We start from the raw sequence: 22,557 nt of genomic DNA on the forward strand, positions 1-22,557 counted from the left end.
TTAATGAGGGTTTTGTTATACTATCAAATTCCGAATTCCACCAGAAGTATACCTCTTTACATTTTCATGTATATTAATAATGACAGGAATATTCTGTATAGTGTATAATTAATAAAATATCTTACTTAATAGTTATAAATAATACAAATGTGGTGAAAGCATACAGTTTGAGTTGAAGGGGGAAACAAAATGAAAAGAATGTTATTAGTATTGACCTTAATGTTGGCAGTATTAATTCAGCTACCAAATAGTACTTGGGCTTTGGAAAATACCCAAGAAGCTGATGTAACCGAATTTAAATATAAAGCTGTTGATGCAGGGTACAAAAACTCAGTTGCACTAACTGAGAATGGCACAGTTCTGGCCTGGGGATATAATAATGACAGTAAAAGTAATATTCCTGTAGGAATAAAGGCTAAAGCTATATCTGCCGGGTTTTACCATACTGTAGTGCTATTGGAAGATGGTACTGTAAGGGTTTGGGGAGGTCCTAGCTTCTGCAATGTCCCTGTTGGACTAAAGGGTGTTAAGGCAATCGACACAGGGATGGAATACACTTTGGCATTGAAAGAGGATGGTACTGTTGTAAGCTGGGGAAGTAATGCATATATAGCTGATATAGGTGCATATAAGCTCCCAGAAGGATTAGCAGGAATTAAGGATATTGCTGCTGGAGATTATCACTCACTGGCATTAAAAGAAGACGGCACTATTTTAGCCTGGGGAAGTAACAATTATGGAGAATGCAATATACCTGATAATATTGGTGATGTCAAGTCAATAGCAACTGGAGACTGTTTTACAGCAATATTAAGTGAAACCGGTAAATTGACAGTTGTAGGAAGAATAAACAACAAAGCTAATAATATTAGTGACTATACAAGATTTAATTATATTACAGCTTTTAGAGGCAAGCTTGTGGCAATTACTAATGATGGCACCCTATGTGAATTTGGTGGTGGAGATACTGTGCTTGGATACAAGGAAAGGCAGATTTATTCAGAGTGCACTAACCCAATTGCAATTGCAATAGGATATGATCATTGCCTGATTTTAGAGGAAGATGGCAAATTGGTGGCAGCAGGAGATAATTCACAAAATCAGTGTAACATTCCCGCTAATTATATTGCTGTAGCAGCAGGAAACCAGCATTGTATAGCCCTAACCAGCAGGAATAGCGTTATCGGCTATGGTGATCCTATGTGTTTTGGTGCATATACCGATGGTATAATACCATATAACAAGAATATTAGAGCTATTTATGCAGCTTATTATTATTGTGCACTTATAGATACTAATGATAACCTTAAAATTGTAGGTATTCCCCATAATGATGTCCCAGGTTCTTTAAGTAATATTAAAGCAGTGGCTGCAACAGAATACTATATGGCAGTATTAAATAACGATGGTACAGTTAAGGTTTATGGTGAATTCGGTTATAAATATAAAGTGCCTGAAGGATTAAATAATGTCGCTGCTATCTCTGCTTCTGATTCTCATATAACCATTTTAAAAAATGATGGCACTGTTATAGATTTGCTAGATAGGATTGACAAGAAAGAATTGATTCATGAAAATATGGGTAAAGTTAAATCTGTATCAGCAGGCCTCGGATATACCCTTGCATTAAAAGAAGATGGCACTGTTGTGGGGTGGGACATGTACAATACACCATTGAATTTGCCATCAAATTGGGAAAATGTTAAGTCTATTTCTACTAATAAAGTCGGATTGCTAGCAATTGCTGTAAAGGAAGATGGAACATTAGTGGGATTAAACTCAGGTACATATAAAGATATTATTGATAGTACAGAGAATGTTAAGGCTGTTAGCATCTATTCTAATAAAATTACATTCTTGAAGGAAGATGGCTCCATACTCACTTATGGACTTGATTATAATTTTGCTTACAGTTATCCGGGCTTAGAAAATGATATATGGAAAATACCAAGTCAAATTTCTTTAATGAATGCGGCAAAGATAGGCATATGCGATTTAAATAGTGATGGCAATATTAACATGATGGATATAATTAGGCTTGCTCTATCATTTGGAGCTGTCAACAGCGATGCTAATTATGACTTAAACTGTGACTTTGACAGGGACGGCACTATAAATATGGCTGATGTCGTTTTTATCGCCAGGTACTTTGGAGAAAAAATTCAATAGATTGTATCAGCTGAATAAAATTCTGGGTTGAAACATTATAAATATTAGGTATAACAGCGTTCCCAATATTTTTTATATTATCACTTAAAGAGTATTCCCTACAGGGAATACTCTTGCAAAAATTTCGAATGCAATTACAGACACATCGGTTACAATGGCATTCAAAGCCCATCTGAGGAATCAAAAACCGGTTGTTATTGCTATTTCAACCAATGACGGATTGGGAGCTAATGCTCAAAATCTTGGAAAAATACTGAATACAAAAAATATTTTTGTTGTTCCATTTGGGCAGGATAGCCCAACAGATAAACCTAACTCCTTAATATCAAAAAACGATCTTATAATACCTACAATTATAGAAGCACTTAAGGGAAAACAGATTCAGCCTGTGCTCGTATAAAAGTGCTTTAAAAACTTCTTTTAAAGTTTGTTATATTAATAAGATAAGGCTGCCTGCCCGGGCAGCCTTATGGCAATTCTATTCGTTTATGTATGAGCAGCAGTAATCGGCAAGTTCCTTAACCTTAAGTTTGAATTTTGAGTTTGCAGGAACCTCAAAGGATTGACCTTCATTCACTGTAATCCATTCACTGCTTCCGGGAAGCAAGACATCCATGGATCCACCTAAAATCTCCATAATTTCTTTTGCTGCAGTACCGAACTCATAATCTCCAGGCAGCATAATTCCTAAAGTTTTCTTCTCACCATCTTCAAATATAACAGTTCTGCTTGTAACTTTCCCACCAAAATAAACGTTTGCCTTTTTAACCACACTGATATTATCAAATCTTTCCATAAAAACCTCCACTAAATAATTTTGCAGAATTATACGATATATTTTTGTTCTCTTTTTTGCATTATACCATACATAATGAATTTTTACAGGATAAATTCCAGGCTGTTGAACAGGATCACGGAGTGATTTTGCAACCTAGGCATCAAAAAACATTTTTTTAATATTGATATTTTATCAGTGAGAATGTAAGATTAAGAATGAGAAAAAGCTTGAAAATTGAAAAATGAATTAAATCTAATAAATAAATTCCCGATTGAGGGGGTGCAAGCTTGAGCGAAAATGAAAAATATCTCCTTGGATTATCTAAAAAGGGAGATATTGAAGCTTTTGAAATGCTAATGGAAAAGTATCAAAAAAAGGTATTTAATATTGCACTTAGGCTTTTGGGTAACTATGATGATGCCAGTGAAGTTACCCAAGAAGTTTTTATCAGAATTTACAAATCAATTGGCAGCTTTAAAGGTGAATCCCAGATCTCCACCTGGATTTACAGGATAGCAACCAATGTGTGTCTTGATGAGCTCAGAAAACGCAAAAGAAAATGGGTTATGTCCCTTGATGAAGAGTATCACAAGGAAAATGGCGATTATATAATACAGGTAGAGGATGATAAACCTACGCCTGATGTCGTTATGGAGCAGAAGACAATAAAAAGTGCAGTTAAAAATGCCATAGACAAGTTGTCTGAGAAGTATAAGCTGATAATTATTTTAAGGGATATTCAGGGATTTAGCTATGAAGAAATCTCTGAAATTGTTAAAACTCCTGTGGGAACGGTAAAATCCAGGATAAACAGGGCGAGATTACAGCTTAAAGAATTACTTCTTAAAGAAAAGGAACTTTTTTCGGATAATTTCGTCAAAGATATTGAAAGGAGGGCTGGAGATGAAAAAATGTGAAGATATCAGAGAACTTATATCGTTATATATTGATGGCGAATTAAAAGGCGATCTGCTTTCTGAGTTTGAGGAACACATTAGGTCCTGTGAAACTTGCAGGAATGAGCTGGAAGACGTGAATAGCGTCATAGCCATGCTAAATGACACTCCAGAGGAAGACCTGCCTTCAAATTTCAAGGACGAACTTCATGAAAAGCTGCTAAGGGAACAAACCAAAAAGGAAAGTTTTGTGTCGGTGGTTTTATCAAGATATTCCCATGTTTTTGCTTCGGCGGCAGGGCTACTGATTATATTTTCAATATGGGTGGTTTATAAGAATAGTTTTGTATCAACCAATGATACTGTACCAAATGTTTCTTCGATACAATCGTATGACAGTAATGGGAATGAGGCTAAAGAAAATGGCGAAATAGAAAAATTCAATCTCGCTGATGGTGACAAAAGAGTTTACTCAAGGTTTAGTAAAGAGTTAACACAAGATAATACAAAGGAAAATTCAACAGGAGGGACGCAGGATCAAAAGATAATTGCAGGCATGGCTGATGCACCTGTAATTACATTTAGTGAAAAATCGTCAAACCCAAAATACGATCCTGCAGACAAACAGACAGCCAGTGTTGGAAACGGTGAATTGGCATTTGGGAAAAAATATGGCGATATCGCTACACCCAAAGCCAGAGCATCTTCTGAGCCTAAATCTGACGTTATAGCAGTGTTATTTGATGACAGCAGATCAAGTGCAGCTGATTTTACAATAAGTGCATCCGATCCTGAGGCCAAAAGTGAGACTCTGAAAAAAATAGCAGCGTCTTTAGGCGGGGAGGAACATGTATTAGTTAATGCATCAACCAGCATGAATACTGATGATTTGAAAGCCATATCTTCCAAAGCTTCAGAAGCATCTTCAGATGTTTTTACAGCTGAGTCCAATAACACCGTGGCAGTACTTAACTTCAGAATTCCGGGAAATAACTATAGTACATTTTTGCAAAAGCTAAATGAGACATTTGGAGCTTCAAATGTAAAATCAAATGGTGTTATAAATACCGATAATACCAAGAGGAAAGCTGAGATAGAAAAAGAGATCGCAGAAATCGACAAACAAATTCAAAGTAATGCAAATACCACTTTTTGGAATAATTCAGCCGAGCACAATACACTGGTTGAAAATAAGAACGGTCTTAATAGAGAACTTGAAGAGATAAATAAGAACTCCCAATATGTGACGGTTACAATAAGATTACAAAAAAGATAATGTAATATTTTTTGATTTTTTGAAAATAATTAATTACAGCTGTTTACCGCTGTAATTTTTTTGTGTAAAATATTATATGGCTATTTAGTAGATTTATCACTTTAAATATAGATAAATATTTGGTTCCTTAATAGCTTGCGGAGGAGATTTAATTAATGGAAATAAGTGCAGTGGTTGATAGAATTGAGAATGGAAACGCAGTTTTATTATCTGAGGATATGGGGATTGAAATAAGCATACCTGAAGAAAACATAATCAATACATACTGTATGGGAGATAGGTTGACTCTCACGATAAATGGAGATTTTCACGTAATAAATATTAACGGAGAATAATATGACAAACAAAAAATTGATGTTGATTGATGGTAACAGCATATTGAACAGGGCATTTTATGGGCTTCAAGGAAAGGAAATCCTTGCTACCAGTGACGGCTTATACACAAATGCTGTGTTTGGGTTTATAAATATAATGAACAAATACCTGGACGAGGAGAACCCAGGTTATTTATGTGTTGCATTCGATCTGAAGGGGCCTACGTTCAGGCACAAGGAGTTTGACGGTTACAAGGCAAACCGAAAGGGAATGCCGCAGGAATTAGCAGTTCAGATGCCTGTTATAAAAGAGGTTCTTGATGCAATGAATATTAAAAGGCTTGAGTATGAGGGATTTGAAGCAGACGATATACTCGGGACTGTTTCCCTATGTGCTGAGAAGGAAGGTTTTGAGGTTGTAATACTGACAGGAGACAGAGATTCATTGCAATTGGCTACAGACAGGACCAGGATCAAGCTGCCTGTTACCAAAGGCTGGAAGACAGAAACTGAGGAATATGACTACGGCAAGGTGATAGAGAGGTATGGGGTAACGCCTGAGCTGTTTATAGATGTTAAAGGGCTTATGGGTGACACCTCCGACAACATTCCGGGTGTTCCCGGAATTGGTGAAAAAACAGCTGTAGAGCTTGTCAAAAACCTGGGGACAATTGAAAATATATACGAAAACCTTGATAAAGTTGAAAAAAAGAGTGTGAAACAAAAGTTAGAAGCTAACAAGGAGCTGGCTTTCTTAAGCAAGAGGCTTGCTACTATTGATAGAAACGCACCTGAGAGGTGTGGGCTTGATAATTTACAAAGTCTGCAAAGAAAAGATGTTGACAGGGAAAAGCTGTTTGCTCTTTTTAAAAGGCTTGAGTTTAAGAGCTTCATAGAAAAATATAACCTTAAAGAAGAAAAGGCAAAATCTCCTGTAAATCTTATGAGTGTTGAAACTATAAGTGATACAGGGCGTTTGGATATGATAAAAAACCAAATATTGAGTGAAAAAAAGTGTTCTATTTATTATATTATTGAAAAAGTTGATGATTTCAATTCAAATTTAAAAGGTGCAGGAATATCATGGGGGAAGGATAAGAGTGTATATTTACAAATTACAGGAGAATTTACAGAGGACGTATTTATTGATAGGTTTAAGGAAGTTTTTGAGTCAGATGAGGTAAAAAAATATGGTCACGACCTTAAAAACCTTATTGTTTATCTAAAAAATAAGGGTGTTTCTTTAAATGGTCTTTCCTTTGATACCATGATAGGTGCATACATACTTAACCCTTCAAGGGATACTTATACTGTCACCGAGCTTGCAGAGGATTATATGGGCTCGGATGTGCCTTCCATTGAAGAAATGCTTGGAAAGGGCAAAAAGCGACTGCAGATAAACGATTTGCCTCTAGATGAACTTGCTTCTGTTATAGGATTATACTCGGAGCTCATATTCAGTCTGTATGAACTGATACACAAAAAGCTTGATGAAAATGATCAGCTAAAGTTATATTATGAAATAGAGCTGCCCCTTGTAGAAGTCCTTGCAAATATGGAGCACTTGGGTATTAAGGTCAATATAGAGACGCTAAAGAGCTTTTCCGTTGAGATGGAAGATAGAATTAGCCAGCTAATTAAGGACATTTATGAGTTTGCGGGAGAAGAGTTCAATATAAATTCCACAAAACAGTTGGGGGTTATATTATTTGACAGATTAAAGCTGCCTGTTATTAAGAAAACCAAGACAGGCTATTCTACTGATGTTGAGGTTTTAGAGCAGTTGGAACCAATGCATGAAATAGTGGCAAAGCTGCTGGAGTATAGGCATCTTGTAAAACTTAAGTCTACTTATGTAGAAGGTCTTTTGAAGGTTATGAATCCAAGAACAGGAAGGATCCACTCCAGCTTTAATCAGACTGTGACGGTTACAGGTAGGATAAGCAGCACCGAACCAAACCTCCAGAACATTCCGGTCAAGCTGGAAATGGGAAGAAAGATAAGGAAGGTCTTTGTACCTGAAGATGAGAACTATCTTCTCTCAGACGGAGACTACTCACAAATTGAGCTGAGGGTTTTGGCACATATTACAGGTGACGAAAATATGATAGCTGCTTTTATAAGTAACGAGGACATTCATACATCAACGGCTTCAAAGGTATTCAATGTACCGAAGGATCAGGTAACACCCTTCATGAGATCAAGTGCAAAGGCTGTTAATTTCGGGATTGTCTATGGCATTGGAGACTTCAGCTTATCCAAGGATTTGGGTATAACCAGAAAAGAAGCCAGGAAGTATATTGATGAGTATCTCGGTGAATATCTCAAAGTCAAGCAGTATATGCATGATATTGTGGTACAGGGAAAGGAAATGGGCTTTGTATCTACAATTTACAATAGAAGAAGATATCTTCCCGAGCTTAAATCTTCTAATTTTAACATTAGATCTTTTGGTGAAAGGATAGCTATGAACACACCCATACAGGGAAGTGCTGCAGATATTATTAAGATTGCAATGGTGAAGGTTTATAAGGCACTTAAGGATAGAAACTTAAGATCAAGGCTGATATTGCAGGTTCATGACGAACTTATTATTGAAACTCACAGGGATGAACTAAATGAAGTGGAGGAGCTTTTAAAAAGCTGCATGGAAACTGTTGCAACCATGTTAGTACCGCTTATAGTGGAAGTAAGATCAGGTGTAAGCTGGTATGATGTTAAATGATGGGTGTATTATTTTAATATCTGGGAAATTATAAATATTATAATAGATTTTTTAGGTTACAAAACCGGCGGATGTTTGTTATACTGTGAACATCCGCTTAATTTAATGTCTAAGAATACAATATCAAGGAAGCAAAATCACTTCGTGATTTTGTAATGTCTGGGAACCATGGGGTATGGAGAATGAAAATAATTGGTGTTACAGGTCCTATAGGCAGTGGTAAAAGCACCGTTTCAGGCTATTTTGCTAAAAAGGGTGCAAAAGTTATTGATGCAGATCTTTTGTATAGGGGATTGGTCAAAAAAGGAAATCCTGCCTTAGATGAGATAGTCAGGGTATTTGGAGATAAGGTGCTTGACGCTGAGGGACAACTTGACAGGAAGAAGCTTGGCAGTATTGTTTTTGATGATAAAGATAAGCTGGAGGTATTAAATGGGATAACTCACAAATATATTATAGAGAAGATTAATGAAGAGGTAAATAAGGCAAAAGAAAGTCATGTTCAGCTTTTGGTAATTGAATGCCCTATACCGATAAAACATGGATTTATAGACTTGGTTGATAAGGTTTATGTTGTTGTCGCAGATGAAAAGGTGAGGGCAGAGAGGATCATGATAAGAAATAACCTTTCATTTGATGAAGCCATGAAAAGGATCAGGTCACAGATGACAAACGAAGAGTATAAAAGCATTGCTGATATAGTAATTGTAAACGATTCAAATATTGATAGTCTTATAGCACAGTTGGAAGGAAGCCTATGAGTAGAATTAAAAAAATTATAGCTTTTTTTGTTTTTCTGGTATTGCTTGTGGTAGTAGCTAGAAGCTGCATCATTACAGTTGCTAAAAATATATATCCTGTAAAGTACAAGGACAGTGTCATAAAATATTCAACAGAATATGAAATTGACCCTTATCTTGTATTGTCGGTAATAAAAGCAGAGAGTAATTTCAGAAGCACTGTAATTTCACCTAAGAAAGCCATAGGTTTGATGCAAATTATGGAAGAAACCGGAAAGTGGGCTGCACAAGAGATGAAAATCGAAGGCTTCACAACAAATGATTTATATAATCCTGATACGAATATAAGGATTGGCTGCTGGTATCTTAGTCATCTTGAGAAGCAGTTCAAAAACTATGCTGAAGCTACTGATGATGAAAAGGAAGAGTATGTACTGGCCTCATATAACGGTGGAATATCTAATGTAAAAAGGTGGATAAAGAATACCCAAAACAATGGAAGCGGCATGTTTCATGAGAATATAACATTTAAAGAAACCAGACAATATTTGAAAAGAGTAAAGGGAAATTATAAGATATATAAAATACTGTACAAGGATATATAACTTTTAATGAAGGCTTGGAGAAGTAGAGTACTTAGGGAAATAAATATAAGTGTTCTACCCATTATGTGAGGGGAAGATAAAAGAATGTCAATCAAGAACGGTTATTTATGTATTATAAACACGGTTTTGCTATTTAGCACATATGAAGTTGTAAGCAAAACGCTAGTTGGAAAAATCGATCCGTTTCAGGTTAACTTTATACGCTTTTTGCTGGGTGGACTAATTTTGATTTTGTTTCTACTTTATAAGAGAGATCTGAAGATCGAGAAGAAAGAGCTCTTAGTAATTGCATTGGTAGGCTTTATTAATGTTGTGGTAAGTATGAACCTTTTGCAGCTAAGCTTGTATATGAAAGGTGCACAAGCATCCTTATGTGCCGTAATATTCAGCAGTAATCCCATATTTGTGTCCATATTTGCATATTTTTTGGACAAGGAGAGGTTCAATCCTGTTAAGGTGGCTGGCCTGATCTTTGGCATTTTAGGGATCGTAATAGTTTTTTATGATAAGCTAAACATTGATTCAATTGACATAAGAAGCCCAATATTTGCGTTGCTTTCAGCTGTTTTCTACGGACTATATACCGTACTTGGCCGTAAGCAGGCGGTTAAGATCGGCAGCCTCAAAATGAACTCATATTCCTTTATAGCAGGAAGTTTGCTTTTGCTGCCGGTAATGCTTGTGATAAAGGGGACAAGTGTTTTTGAGTTCCAATATTCAGCGGCTCTTCAGGTGATGTATCTTGCTGTTTTTGTTACTGGTATTGCCTACCTTACTTATTTCAAGGGATTATCGGTTTTAGGAGCTGGTAAGGGATCCATGGTATTTTTCATTAAGCCTGTGCTTGCCAGTGTCATTGCCGTTGTGTTTTTGAAGGAAAAGCCGTCAATATACCTGGCAGCGGGAACATTGCTTATTCTAGCTTCCATTATACTGGTGCTCAATTCAGAAAAGATTACTGGGAGATATTTAAGGCATGAATGAAAAATTACTTCCGCTTTTGAGCGAGCCTAATGTAAAAGGCTCGATATTACAGCAGCGGATTTACTTGCAACAACAGGTGTGCTGGAATGAATCTGTTGTTGTAAGTAAATCCGCTGCTCAAGTAAATCTTACTATATTTTACAATGATCTTCCCACTGCCTCAGCTACAGGCTTTAACTCGTTAACCAATTGATCGAATTTAGAGGGTCTTAGGGATTGCGGACCATCACACAATGCATTGTTGGGGTCTGAATGAACCTCAATTATAAGCCCGTCGGCACCTGTTGCTACAGCACCCTTTGATAGGGCATTTACATACTTCCATGTGCCTGTCGCATGGCTTGGGTCTACCACTATAGGCAAGTGTGAAAGCTCCTTTACAACCGGGATGGCACCCATATCAACTGTGTTTCTGGTTGATGTTTCATAGGTACGAATGCCTCTTTCACATAAAATGATATTGCTATTGCCTGCAGCCATTATATATTCTGCAGCCATAAGCCACTCCTCAATTGTTGCGGCTAGGCCTCTTTTAAGTAGAATGGGTTTCTGGGTAAGGCCTACTTCATGGAGAAGCTTGAAGTTTTGCATATTGCGTGCCCCAATCTGAATTATATCGGCATAGGAGGCAATAAGGTCAACGTCACGGGTATCCACAACTTCAGTTACCAGAACAAGACCGGTTATTTCTCGTGCCTTGGCCATTATTTTAAGGCCGTCTTCTTCTAGTCCTTGGAATGCATAAGGTGATGTACGAGGTTTGAAGGCACCGCCTCTTAAAATTTTTGCTCCTGATTCTTTTACTTTTATAGCAGTTTCTATATATGTTTCCTCATTTTCAATGGCACAAGGACCAGCCATTATTACTACTTCTTTGCCACCAATTTCTACGTCTCCTACCTTAACAACGGTAGGTTCTTTCTTAAGCTCCTTGCCTGCAAGCTTATATGGTTTCATAATAGGTACTATGTTTTCAACTCCAGGCATAGTTGATATATCCTGGGTATTTAAAAGTCTTTTATCACCAATGGCACCAATAACTGTTTTTACTTCTCCGAATATAGGGTGTGTTTTAAAGCCCAATTGGGACAGTTTGCTTTCTACATTATCAATTTGATCCTTTGTTGCATTTGAATTCATTATAATAATCATAATAATACCTCCCTTTATTATCATTTTCTAGGCATGAACAAAATCATGAAATGATTTTGTTCACATTGGTCGTTGTCGTGAGAAATTGTGGTGTAGTATACACTACAATTTCCTAGACATTAAAAAACTCTTCATCCTTGAAAGGACGAAGAGTGAATTCGCGGTACCACCTTTGTTGGCAAAAATGCCCACTTTGAATGTACGGGAATATATCCGATACACTTTTCCCTATAACGGAGGAACAACCGATCCAGCCTACAAATATAATACCTTCAGCCGATAACTCAGAGGGGAACTTCAACTATCTTGCATTTCCGGGCTTTCACCAACTCCGGATCGCTGCTAATGCTAATCAATAATTTACTCATCCTCATCACAGTAGATAATATATAATATTCTCTATATTTTACCATGAATTAATTTGGATGTCAATTGTTATTTAATATAAAATTTATGCTTTTTGCACACTAAAATTATGTAAAATAATCGAATTTTATTATATGATATATATAGAGAGAGATTAAAAGCAAGTTTGCTTTTAACATAGATTATTTAGAATAGGGGGTAAAATTAATGAGAAAAAAATTTGGACAAGGGGGTACCTTGGGTAAGAGTCGGGTAATTCTATTGGTCCTTTCCATTTGTCTTGTTTTTGGACAAATTCCAGGAACTATGACAGTATCGGCAGCACCTACTCCGGCACCACCTATGCCATCTGCAGTCGGTTGGGAGAAATGGGACTATTTCAATTATGCGGAAGCAACGCAAAAATCACTTTACTTTTACGATGCAGAAAAATGCGGCCCTAACATTACTGGGGGAAAGATTGAGTGGAGGGGTGACTGTCATCTGGAGGATAAAATGATTCCTCTTAAAAACACCACTCTGAGCAAGGCGTTTTTGGAGAAAAACGGCAGTATTATTGATCCTGACGGTGATGGTTTCATCGATGTACACGGAGGTTATCATGACGCAGGGGACCATGTAAGGTTTGGACTTCCTCAGGCGTACACCGCATCTACAATTGGATGGGATTATTATGAGTACAAGGATGTATACAAGGAGTTGGGGGAAGAAGAGCATATCATCGACCTGATTAAGCTGTTTACCGACACGTTCTTAAGAGCTTCATTCCTTGATAAAGACGGAAATATGATTGCATTTTGCTTTCAGGTAGGTGATGGTGACCAAGACCATACCTATTGGGGACCACCCGAATTATATCCAAAGTATCTTATAGCTACAAGACCGGCAAGATTTGCTACTGCTGAAAAACCCGGAAGTGATGTGTGTGCCGGAACAGCAGCAGCGTTGGCGACTTCATACTTAAATTTCAAGGATACGGAGCCTGAGTATGCTGCCAAGTGTCTTAAATATGCCAAAGCTATGTATAAGTTTGCAAAAGAAAACAGAGGATTGGCAGACAGTGGTGGATATTACGGATCGGCTTATGATGAAGATGAACTTTCATGGGCGGCTACATGGCTTTATGAATGTACCAGTGATATGAATTACATAAAAGATATTGAGGCAGCATCAGCTGACGGACTTTATACAGGATATCTGAAAAAGATTGTTCGTGATAACAATAACAACACATGGCAGAATATATGGACACATAGTTGGGATGTTGTTTGGGGGGGAACTTTCGTTAAACTTTCATCTTTATTCCCTGATCATGAAAGATTTGATTACTTTGCAAGATGGAATACCGAGTATATGTCAGGCGGCGTGATAAAGCACAAGGATCCAAATGATAAAACCTATATTGAAACATCACCTGCCGGATATACTATGTTAAATGGTTGGGGATCTGCTCGTTACAATACTGCAATGCAGTTATGTGCACTGGTATATCAAAAATATCATCCTGAAAGAACAGATTTTGGCGATTGGGCAAAGAGTCAGATGGACTATATTATGGGAAGAAATCCTATGGGATATTCTTATATAGTAGGATACGGCCATGAAAGAGGCCTTCCTTATGTACTGCACCCGCATCATAGAGCTGCACACGGTTCAAAGACTCTCAATATGGATGACCCTCCTCAGCACAGACATATATTGTGGGGTGCACTTGCAGGAGGTCCTGACAAAAACGATTATCACTTGGACGTAACAACTGATTATGTGTATAATGAAGTTGCAGTAGACTATAACGCAGCCTTTGTAGGAGCGGCAGCCGGACTTTATAAGCTTTATGGCAAAGGGCAGAAGCCGGTACCCAATTTCCCTCCGAAGGAGCCTTCCTTTGACCCTTATTATTGCGATATTCAATTGATGCAGGAAAATAAAGAAAGAACTCAAGTTACAATAAAACTTCACAATGAATCAAGTCAACCTCCTCATTTTGAAAAAGGTATGATGGCAAGATATTTCTTCAATATCAGTGAGCTTATTGCAAGTGGACAATCAATTGATTCTGTGAAATTCGAGCTGTCATATGATGAGCAGATGTCGCTGCAGGATAACCCTGTAAAAGCATCAGGGCCGTTTAAATGGGATGATGCCGGCACGTATTACTATGAATTTGATTGGTCAGGATCCGATATATATGGGGATAGAGATTACCAGTTTGCAATTATAGAAAAGCAGGATGCAAATTACCAGAACTACTGGGATCCGACAAATGACTGGAGCAGACAGGGTGCAGTAAAAGATGAATTTAAAGTGACAAAATATGTTCCGGTTTATCTTGACGGTAAAAAGGTATTTGGGGAAGAGCCTCCAAAGCTAAAGCCCACCCCCACGCCTACCAAAAATCCAAATGCTACTCCTGCCGGTGATGCATCTATTAAAATATCATACAAGTGCAGTGAGGTAAAGGACAGCACCAATACAATAAGGGCGTCTCTAAAAATAGACAACACAGGTAAAACTCCAATTAACTTGTCCGATTTAAAAGTGCGTTACTGGATGACATCCGATAATGCACAGGTACCTGTGTTTGTATGTGAATGGGCACAGGTGGGAGAAAGTAATGTAAAAGGTACCTTCCATGCCATTCAAAATCCTGTAAGTAATGCTGATACCTACTGCGAAATATCCTTTACAAAGGAAGCCGGTATACTTCCTCCTGGAGGAACAACAAACATAATTCCTTTCAGAATAGAGCAGGGCGGTTTCTTCACCCAGACTAATGACTATTCATATAACCCCAACATTGCAACAGGATTGGGTGAAAACACAAAGATATCAGGCTATGTAAACGGTGCTCTTAAATTCGGTATCGAGCCGGTAAAGGTTACTCCTTCACAGCCCGCAGGATACAAGATATCAGGTTATATAAATCCTGGGTTCGATTACTCAAATGATGTTGCTGATAAATTAAAATCCGGCTTTAAGGTAGAGATTTTAAATACTGATAAATATGCAGTTACAGATGGCAGCGGATATTTTGAAATAACCGGTGTTGCAGCAAATACAGGTGGATACACATTAGGAATCAGCAAGCTTAATTACCTTGCTAGAAACAAAACTATTCCTTCACTTGATTCCAATGTGGAGATTGGCTCAGAAGCTGCACCACTGTCAGTATGGCCCGGAGACATGGCTAAGAACGGTATCCAGGATAATGCTATAAATATCAGCGATATTATTGAAATCTCAAAAGTGTTCAATTCAACACCTCAGGATGCCAAGTACAAGGAAGTTCTGGACATAAATTTAGATGGTGCAATAAACCTTAAGGATGTTATAATTATCGCAAAATATTTTAACAAGGTTTCAAGCGACTATCCTAACTAAAATGCTTAAGTATCTAATTTGTCATATCTAATTACAGAATATCAAATACATGGCTTGAATTAGACTTATCGTGTTCAAAAAGCCTGCAGCTTAAAAGTTGCAGGCTTTTTATTATGGTGTGATTTTGTTAATGTTCAAGGTTGCAAAATCGCAAGAATTTTGTGTTGTCCTCAAAAAGAATTAGTTAATTTTATTATAAACCGGGTAAATATACCAGTAATTCGATTTAAACTATAGGAAAAGTAGGGTATATTCAATTCAAGCATTAATACAATTAAACTGTAAAGGGGATATTACAATGAATAAAAAGAGAAACGCATCAATTCTTCTTAGTTTTCTTATAACAATCAATGTATTTATTGCCGATAACTTAAAAACATATTCTACGGAGTCTGATTATTTAGGTGCATATGATAAAAATAATAACTTTGGAATAGCCAATGATTTTAACTTATTTATTTTTGGGGATGTAACACAAGATAATGTAGACTCGGAAGGCAGGGTAGCAGTGGGAGGAAAAGCTACTCTTTCGGGATACGGGGTGGGAAGCAAACTTGCTGTTTCCAACACCAGGGCGGATTTAATAATTGGAGGGGATGTAGATATAACGGCTGCAAATAACTCAAGCGGTAACACTGTAGTATCTAGTAGCAGCAAAATTATAAGATATAATATGAGCCATTCCAATAATGTTAAAAACCAGCCAATCAGATTAGATATAATTGATTTTGTTAAAGCAAAGGAGCAAATATCCAAATCATCTTTATTCTGGTCAAACTACAAAGCAAACGGCACCATAAAATTGATATATGGAAATCAGATTGTTCTTGAGGGTACAGACCCAAAACTCAATGTGTTTAAATTTAATGGAAACAATATTGACGGGAATGGACTTTCGTTTAACCAAGTTGGACAGATTAGCATCAACGTACCTGAGTATTCAACGGTTCTCATAAATATAGGTGGAGATAATATTGGATTTGGGAATTATTCGATATTTTTCAAAGGTGCCAACATGACATCTCAATTGGGACAATACATCCTATGGAATTTTTATGAAGGAACAAAGTTATGGAACAACAATATAACAATAAAGGGATCTGTGTTAGCCCCAAATGCCGATTGGGTTGCAAATGGAAGCGGAAATGTTGAAGGGAACTTTATAGCAAAATCTCTCAAGGATGGGCCGGGCAGCCATCACCTTGAAGCACACAACTACCTGTTTAAAGGCAACCTTCCGCCTGTTGCAGATGAGAATTCAAAACCGGAGGTACCTGACTATAGTGTTACAACAACAAAAGACACACCTGTATCCGGCACAGTAGTTGGTACAGATGATGATGAGGATATCCTCATATACAAAAAATATACCGACCCGACCAATGGAACAGTAGTGGTGAACCTAAACGGTACGTGGATTTATACACCGAATAAAGGTTACACAGGTACAGACACCTTCAAGGTTGAAGTGAGTGATGGAAAAGGCGGAACTGCAATAAGCACTGTTACTGTAACTGTAATGCCAGATGCAACATCAGCACCAACATCAACACTAACGCCAACATCAACACCGACTACACCACCGAGTAATCCTCCAGTTGTAATTATAGTGACAAGCACGCAGACGCCAGCAGTGCCAACTGCTACTGTAGTGCGAGAAGAGCCAACAAAAGAAGTTCCGAGGGCATTAGCAAAGGTGCCGTCAGATCTTGCTGTACTAATTGATTCGCAAAATATGAGGACTGAGGAAAATAAAATTGTAAAATATAATATTACATACTTTAATAAAATGAATAACGATGTCGGAAAAGCCTTTGTTAAAGTAAACATACCTAATAAAATGCAGTTTGTGACTGCAGATGGTAACGGAAAAGCAACTGGTAATGAAATTAAATGGGAACTTGGAACATTAAAAGGTAATGTAAAAGGAACTCTTACTTTTAGCCTTAAAGCAACGTCGTTAGATATAAATGAAACAATTGTATCTTTGCTTGCAGAAATATATTCGGAAGATGAGTCTATTGAACTTATAAACATTTCTGATGACAAGTCAAAGATTGAAACTATGATCTACACAAATAAAAATGACCACTATCACAGGAGATATATAATGGGATACCCTGATGGAAATGTAAAACCTAAAGGTTTTATAACAAGGGCAGAGGTAGCTGCAATATTTGCCAGAATTCTTGACCTTAAGGGAAATGTAAAAGGAAAAGAGGTTTATAAAGATGTAGGGCTGAAATTCTGGGCAGCTGGCTATATTGAAGTGGTAAGTGAAAAAGGTTTATTTAAGGGATACTATGATGACACTTTCAGACCCAATAAACCAATCACCAGAGCAGAGCTGGCTATAGTCATATCAAACTATCTTAAAGTAAATAAAGAAGCAAAATATGATGTTTTAGTTCAACATTTTAAAGATTTGGCAGGACATTGGGCAGAAGATGCTGTTGAAGAGATATACAGGTACGGTATTATAAATGGATACAATGATGGTACTTTCCAACCTGATAAAGCTATAACCAGAGAAGAAACCATAAAGATGGTTAATCAAACTCTTTACAGGGGTCCGCTTAAGGGTGTAAATCCATCTTATCCTGACAATCCGGAATCTAATTGGTCTTTTGGCCATATTGAAGAAGCTACCAGAAGTCACACTTCAAAATATAACGAAGATGGAAGCGAGGGTCTTTTAGTTTATACGCCTGAGGAATTATGGTAGTGGTAAAAAGCAAGTATTTTGTTAATAAGTCCCTCTTGCAGTTCAATTTAACTGCAGGGGGATTTTTTATATGTGGATTAGCTTGAAATGTTAGAATAACTGTAGTATAATATAATATGTAGGGTTATTTTTCCTTTCTATAAATATCATTTGACCTCCATTTCGTAATTTCTTTAAATCTAAACCAATTTTATATATTACCAATATTTTTAATGTTCAAATATATAAATTGTATTCCATATGTAAAAGCGATTAATCTACTGCATTTGTTATTCATTTAAATTATTTCTCAAATGAAGCAAGCCTATTTAAGCTATGAGGAGGAATTGCAAATGTTTAAAAGTGGTTTTAAAAGATTCAGCGTAATTCTGGTGACTTCAGTATTTTTAATTTTCTGTATATCAATTGGTGGAAATGCATATGCAGCCGAGTCAAAGGATGTGTTTAAATCGGCAAAAACTATAAAAATCGGACAAAATATAAGTGCTCAATTAGGTGAGGAAGGTGAAAAAGATTATTACGCTTTCACTACAAAAGCTGCCGGCACCTATATTATAAGGACTATAGGGGTTGTGGACACTTACGGGATATTATATGACGGTAATTTTAAAGAAATCAAGGAGAACGATGAAGGAGATTCCGGAACGTCCAATTTCTGCATAGTTTCCAGACTGGATCAAAACAAAACATACTATGTTTGTGTGAAGGGTTATTATGAAAGTGATACTGGAGAATATGGCATAAGTGTTGTTAAGAGCGATTTGCTGATTCAATCATTCAATGAATACAGTGAAAATGAAATTATAGCAAATATAATCATTTTTAATGTAACTAGGCAACCTGTTAGGCTATCTGATATAAAAGTCAGATATTATTACACCCAGGAAAGCGGTTCCAAGCCAATATTCAAGTGTGATTATGCCAGCTTTGGTAAAGGTAATGTAAGTGGAGATTTTGTAGATATTAAAGAAAAATCCGATAATGCCGATAAATATCTTGAATTAAAATTCAGTGGCAAATCTGATGTTATTGAATCAGGCTTGTATGCAGAGGTCAGGGTAATTATCAGTAACACTGAACAAGTAAAATTCAATACTGAAAATGACTGGTCAGTAATGAATAAGGTACAGGAGTATACAATAAACAATAATGTCTCAGGATACTTGAACGGACTTCTAACCTGGGGTGCTGAACCTATATTGAGAAAATAAATTATTGTAGGTTTTTAAGCAAATTCTGTTGTAAAAAATGGGGTATTAGGAGGAAAAAATGATGGATGATATACAAGTAGTATTGTTTAAACTTAATGAAATTGCCTGTGGAGCTGATTCTTCCCAGGTACAGGAAATAGTCAAACACCAGGAAGTAAGCAGGGTTCCTAATATGCCCAGATTCATAGAAGGAATAATTAATTTAAGAGGTAAAGTTGTTCCAATAGTAAATCTAAACAGACGTTTCGATCTAGGTGAAACACCTATTACAAAAAAGACAAAAATAATAATAACTAGAATTAATGATTCATACATAGGCTATATAGTAAATGAGGTCTCTGAAATAACAAAATTTAAAAGCGATAACCTGGAACTGCCGTCAGAGGTCTTAAGAAAGATTAACAACACTTATATTAAGTGCGTTGGTATTAAAGAAGAGAAGATAATAATAATTCTGGATCTTTCTGCAATACTGACTGACAGTGAATTGGACATGATTCACAAAGATACAATGGTAACTGTTTAGATCTTTAATAATAGTTTTATATTGTTGCCGCGAAAAATTGCGGTGTAGAAAACACCATAATAAAAATCCTTATAGATTGCCTGCGGGCATTCCATAAGGATTTTTTGACGTAAGATCTACACGTTAAATCTGAATAGTGTTACATCACCGTCGTTCATAACATATTCCTTGCCCTCTGAACGAACAAGTCCCTTTTCACGGGCAGTAGCATAGGAGCCGCATTCCATAAGGTCTTTATAGGCAACAACTTCTGCACGTATAAACCCTCTTTCAAAATCGCTGTGTATTTTTCCTGCTGCCTGCGGAGCCTTTGTACCTTTAACAATGGTCCAGGCTCTCACTTCCTGCTGGCCTGCAGTCAAATATGAAATAAGTCCTAAAAGCTTATAACTGGCTTTAATAAGCTTGTCCAGACCTGATTCCGATATGCCGAGCTCCTTCAAAAATTCTAATTTTTCATCATCCTCAAGCTGAGCGATTTCTTCTTCAACTTTTGCACTTACAACGATAACCTCAGCACCTTCCGTGTCGGCAAACTCTTTCAGCTCTTTTACCAATGGATTGGAGTCAATGGAGGAAAGACTGTCTTCTGCTACATTTGCAGCATAAAGCACAGGCTTTGAAGTTAATAGAAAAACATCTTCCATCATTTGCTTTTCTTCAGGTGTAAAGCTTATGGCTCTCACTGAAACTCCATTTTCAAGGCTTGCCTTTACTTTTTCGTACAGCTCGATTTCTAATAAGTACTTTTTGTCGCCTGACTTCAGCATTTTTTTTGTTCTATCGATCCTTCTTTCTATAACTTCCAGGTCAGCGAAAATTAATTCCAGATTTATGGTTTCTATATCCCTCTTTGGTCCTATTGATCCGTCGACATGAACTATGTTTCCATCTTCAAAGCAGCGTACTACATGCACGATTGCATCAACTTCGCGTATATGAGAAAGGAATTTGTTGCCGAGGCCTTCACCTTTGCTGGCACCCCTAACAAGGCCTGCAATGTCAACGAATTCAATTGTTGTAGGAGTTACCTTATCGGGATTATACATTTCAGACAATTTTTTAAGCCTTTCATCAGGCACAGGAACAATTCCTACATTGGGCTCTATTGTACAAAAAGGGTAGTTTGCACACTCGGCACCGGCCTTTGTGATTGCATTAAATAAAGTGCTCTTACCCACATTTGGTAAACCTACAATTCCTAATTTCATCTTTATATCGATCCTTTCGTATTAAAAAGTAATTCCACCGGTTTTGTACCGGAAATCTTTTAAATTATCAACATTCACCAAAGTATTATAACATGAATTTTCCTACTTATACAACATTACCTCATTGCTGGAAGCACATTTTTAAGAAAGGGCAGGCCGTTTTTCCATTCAAGCTGTGCACAGGGAATGTTGAATTGTTTTATTGACTCGCAGTATACTGAAGACAGCCTTGCACCCATTACTATTCCGCATAGCGAGTCATTAACAGGTAAATACAAGTACCTTTCATTGGAAATGGTATATACCATTATTCTAAATTCATTTTCAACCTGCCAGTCTAGTGTTTTGGTAAATAGAAAATTTGAAAGATTGCGGCTTATAAAATCATCCAAAGCCTTTTCAAGGCCTTGGTTTAAAATATCTTCATACTTTATACCGAGCTTTTCGATATGGTTTTCCAAAGTTTCGTAGTTAACAAGATTGTGCGTATAAATTGTATATTCTTTTTTAGAACCGAAATTTTTATTTAAAGACTCAATTAGTTTGTCTTTGTCAAATATAAGGCATAGGCCTGTATGGTTGTCAGCATAGTGAGACCATAATGTGGGCTTGTTAAATCCTCTATATATTCTCTTGTATGGTTGAGGCACATGAAATAATTGTTCTGAATCCCTTGAAAAGCAAATAACTTTATGGTTATTCCGGAACTTATTGAAATAATCACGTATTTCATGTATCTTATTTAAACGCTCTTGGTTTTCTTCTGCTTCATATTCATCAATATCAGGAAAGTAAGGGTGCAATATCTGGTATTCTCTAGGATCATTTACTTCAGAAAGAGGAGATAATCTTAATTTCATATCCGCAAGTATATACTCTAATCCTTTTTGAAGAGATGTATAGTGGTAAACATACTGATCGACTGATTGAATTTGAGCATTATCAAAGCATTCCTTCATAATTAACCTCATTTTCGTTTTGTTATTATTAAAAATATAATAACCATCTAAATAAAAAAAATGCTGCAATTTTGGATTTATTAACACTCTTAATATGATGCTGTAAAACATGAGTAACTTGTCGAAATACAGAATATCGCGTCGAATGGATCATTAAATGTATTTCTTATACTATAATAAAAGTGTAAATAATGGTTAACTAGTGTCAAATGTATACTATGTAATACATTTGGTGCATCAATAGAATATTATTGCGGGTACTAGGAAGTAATATGATAGATTCTAGTATAAAGGGGGCAGTAGTCAAATAATAATATTGCAAATCTTTCTATACTATCATATATGGCTAACCTGGATCCCCCCTAAAATGTTCTGTTGAATTTAGAGACATATAATTAATTGTATAGTTTCGAAAAGTAACTGGTAATTGGCTTGAAAACAAAAATTCAGGTTTGATTCATAAAAAACAAGGTAAAAAACCTTATTGAACTTTGAAAAAAGTATATTGTTACGACAGAGCAAATAAAAAAGGGCATGGC

General features: G+C 36.6%; 16 protein-coding genes, 1 pseudogene and 1 other annotated feature. Of the genes and pseudogenes, 13 read left to right on the forward strand and 4 right to left on the reverse strand.

The features are described 5' to 3' along the window. Positions 1 to 189: 189 nt before the first annotated feature. Both VIO64_RS13920 and VIO64_RS13925 read left to right on the forward strand, forming a co-directional pair. Complete coding sequence (locus tag VIO64_RS13920; protein WP_331919225.1) at positions 190 to 2,169, forward strand: dockerin type I domain-containing protein; 1,980 nt, start codon at positions 190 to 192, stop codon at positions 2,167 to 2,169. A 100-nt stretch (positions 2,170 to 2,269) separates the two neighbouring features. Further along, positions 2,270 to 2,569: pseudogene (locus VIO64_RS13925) on the forward strand (dipicolinate synthase subunit B); the annotation flags it as partial. Positions 2,570 to 2,647: 78 nt separating this feature from the next. On the opposite strand, the gene VIO64_RS13930 reads toward VIO64_RS13925, so the two are convergent. Then, complete coding sequence (locus VIO64_RS13930) at positions 2,648 to 2,965, reverse strand: pyrimidine/purine nucleoside phosphorylase (RefSeq protein ID WP_331919227.1); 318 nt, start codon at positions 2,963 to 2,965, stop codon at positions 2,648 to 2,650. Positions 2,966 to 3,234: 269 nt separating this feature from the next. On the opposite strand from VIO64_RS13930, the gene VIO64_RS13935 reads away from it, so the two are divergent. The 7 genes from VIO64_RS13935 (at position 3,235) to VIO64_RS13965 (ending at position 10,487) form a co-directional block, all read left to right on the forward strand. Further along, positions 3,235 to 3,864, forward strand: coding sequence for a sigma-70 family RNA polymerase sigma factor (locus tag VIO64_RS13935; protein ID WP_331919229.1), 630 nt, complete (start codon positions 3,235 to 3,237; stop codon positions 3,862 to 3,864). Beyond that, on the forward strand, positions 3,851 to 5,119 hold the full coding sequence (locus tag VIO64_RS13940; RefSeq protein ID WP_331919231.1) for an anti-sigma factor: 1,269 nt from the start codon (positions 3,851 to 3,853) through the stop codon (positions 5,117 to 5,119). The genes VIO64_RS13935 and VIO64_RS13940 overlap by 14 nt, the downstream gene beginning before the upstream one ends. A gap of 155 nt (positions 5,120 to 5,274) precedes the next feature. Next, entirely contained in the window at positions 5,275 to 5,454 is a 180-nt protein-coding gene (locus tag VIO64_RS13945) for a hypothetical protein (RefSeq protein ID WP_331919233.1), read from the forward strand. A 1-nt stretch (position 5,455) separates the two neighbouring features. Continuing rightward, a complete protein-coding gene (gene polA, locus VIO64_RS13950) occupies positions 5,456 to 8,158 on the forward strand; it encodes a DNA polymerase I (protein WP_331919235.1) in 2,703 nt (900 codons plus the stop codon). Between the two features lie 182 nt (positions 8,159 to 8,340). Further along, entirely contained in the window at positions 8,341 to 8,919 is a 579-nt protein-coding gene (gene coaE, locus VIO64_RS13955) for a dephospho-CoA kinase (protein ID WP_331919237.1), read from the forward strand. After that, positions 8,916 to 9,503, forward strand: a complete 588-nt coding sequence (locus VIO64_RS13960; RefSeq protein ID WP_331919239.1) for a lytic transglycosylase domain-containing protein — start codon at positions 8,916 to 8,918, stop codon at positions 9,501 to 9,503. Before coaE ends, VIO64_RS13960 begins: the two co-directional genes overlap by 4 nt. 84 nt (positions 9,504 to 9,587) lie before the next feature. Next, a complete protein-coding gene (locus VIO64_RS13965; RefSeq protein ID WP_331919241.1) occupies positions 9,588 to 10,487 on the forward strand; it encodes a DMT family transporter in 900 nt (299 codons plus the stop codon). Between the two features lie 138 nt (positions 10,488 to 10,625). Here the strand turns inward: VIO64_RS13965 and aroF are convergent, their stop codons facing one another. Further along, on the reverse strand, positions 10,626 to 11,639 hold the full coding sequence (gene aroF / locus VIO64_RS13970) for a 3-deoxy-7-phosphoheptulonate synthase (RefSeq protein ID WP_331919243.1): 1,014 nt from the start codon (positions 11,637 to 11,639) through the stop codon (positions 10,626 to 10,628). 138 nt (positions 11,640 to 11,777) lie between these two features. Beyond that, positions 11,778 to 12,025 (reverse strand) — a binding site (T-box leader). 187 nt (positions 12,026 to 12,212) lie between these two features. Here aroF and VIO64_RS13975 point away from each other — a divergent pair. From VIO64_RS13975 to VIO64_RS13990, 4 genes are all read left to right on the forward strand, one after another. Beyond that, entirely contained in the window at positions 12,213 to 15,386 is a 3,174-nt protein-coding gene (locus tag VIO64_RS13975) for a glycoside hydrolase family 9 protein (RefSeq protein ID WP_331919245.1), read from the forward strand. Positions 15,387 to 15,684: 298 nt separating this feature from the next. Next, the gene (locus VIO64_RS13980; RefSeq protein ID WP_331919247.1) at positions 15,685 to 18,111 is read left to right on the forward strand and encodes a choice-of-anchor A family protein; all 2,427 of its coding nucleotides are present in this window, start codon (positions 15,685 to 15,687) and stop codon (positions 18,109 to 18,111) included. A 332-nt stretch (positions 18,112 to 18,443) separates the two neighbouring features. Then, on the forward strand, positions 18,444 to 19,322 hold the full coding sequence (locus VIO64_RS13985) for a cellulose binding domain-containing protein (protein ID WP_331919249.1): 879 nt from the start codon (positions 18,444 to 18,446) through the stop codon (positions 19,320 to 19,322). 58 nt (positions 19,323 to 19,380) lie between these two features. After that, on the forward strand, positions 19,381 to 19,848 hold the full coding sequence (locus VIO64_RS13990) for a chemotaxis protein CheW (RefSeq protein ID WP_331919251.1): 468 nt from the start codon (positions 19,381 to 19,383) through the stop codon (positions 19,846 to 19,848). Between the two features lie 116 nt (positions 19,849 to 19,964). Here VIO64_RS13990 and ychF read toward each other — a convergent pair whose 3' ends face one another. After that, on the reverse strand, positions 19,965 to 21,059 hold the full coding sequence (gene ychF / locus VIO64_RS13995; protein ID WP_331919253.1) for a redox-regulated ATPase YchF: 1,095 nt from the start codon (positions 21,057 to 21,059) through the stop codon (positions 19,965 to 19,967). A 116-nt stretch (positions 21,060 to 21,175) separates the two neighbouring features. After that, positions 21,176 to 22,018, reverse strand: a complete 843-nt coding sequence (locus VIO64_RS14000) for a DUF2971 domain-containing protein (protein WP_331919255.1) — start codon at positions 22,016 to 22,018, stop codon at positions 21,176 to 21,178. Positions 22,019 to 22,557 lie beyond the last annotated feature (539 nt).

Source organism: Pseudobacteroides sp., from assembly GCF_036567765.1.
Lineage (GTDB): Bacteria > Bacillota > Clostridia > Acetivibrionales > DSM-2933 > Pseudobacteroides.

Coding starts and splice junctions, on each gene's coding strand:
- aroF (WP_331919243.1), bottom strand. CDS start 11,639: ATGATTATTATAATGAATTCAAATGCAACAAAGGATCAAATTGATAAT.
- VIO64_RS13945 (WP_331919233.1), top strand. CDS start 5,275: ATGGAAATAAGTGCAGTGGTTGATAGAATTGAGAATGGAAACGCAGTT.
- VIO64_RS13930 (WP_331919227.1), bottom strand. CDS start 2,965: ATGGAAAGATTTGATAATATCAGTGTGGTTAAAAAGGCAAACGTTTAT.
- VIO64_RS13965 (WP_331919241.1), top strand. CDS start 9,588: ATGTCAATCAAGAACGGTTATTTATGTATTATAAACACGGTTTTGCTA.
- coaE (WP_331919237.1), top strand. CDS start 8,341: ATGAAAATAATTGGTGTTACAGGTCCTATAGGCAGTGGTAAAAGCACC.
- VIO64_RS13980 (WP_331919247.1), top strand. CDS start 15,685: ATGAATAAAAAGAGAAACGCATCAATTCTTCTTAGTTTTCTTATAACA.
- VIO64_RS13990 (WP_331919251.1), top strand. CDS start 19,381: ATGATGGATGATATACAAGTAGTATTGTTTAAACTTAATGAAATTGCC.
- VIO64_RS13985 (WP_331919249.1), top strand. CDS start 18,444: ATGTTTAAAAGTGGTTTTAAAAGATTCAGCGTAATTCTGGTGACTTCA.
- VIO64_RS13975 (WP_331919245.1), top strand. CDS start 12,213: ATGAGAAAAAAATTTGGACAAGGGGGTACCTTGGGTAAGAGTCGGGTA.
- polA (WP_331919235.1), top strand. CDS start 5,456: ATGACAAACAAAAAATTGATGTTGATTGATGGTAACAGCATATTGAAC.
- VIO64_RS13960 (WP_331919239.1), top strand. CDS start 8,916: ATGAGTAGAATTAAAAAAATTATAGCTTTTTTTGTTTTTCTGGTATTG.
- ychF (WP_331919253.1), bottom strand. CDS start 21,059: ATGAAATTAGGAATTGTAGGTTTACCAAATGTGGGTAAGAGCACTTTA.
- VIO64_RS13920 (WP_331919225.1), top strand. CDS start 190: ATGAAAAGAATGTTATTAGTATTGACCTTAATGTTGGCAGTATTAATT.
- VIO64_RS14000 (WP_331919255.1), bottom strand. CDS start 22,018: ATGAAGGAATGCTTTGATAATGCTCAAATTCAATCAGTCGATCAGTAT.
- VIO64_RS13940 (WP_331919231.1), top strand. CDS start 3,851: ATGAAAAAATGTGAAGATATCAGAGAACTTATATCGTTATATATTGAT.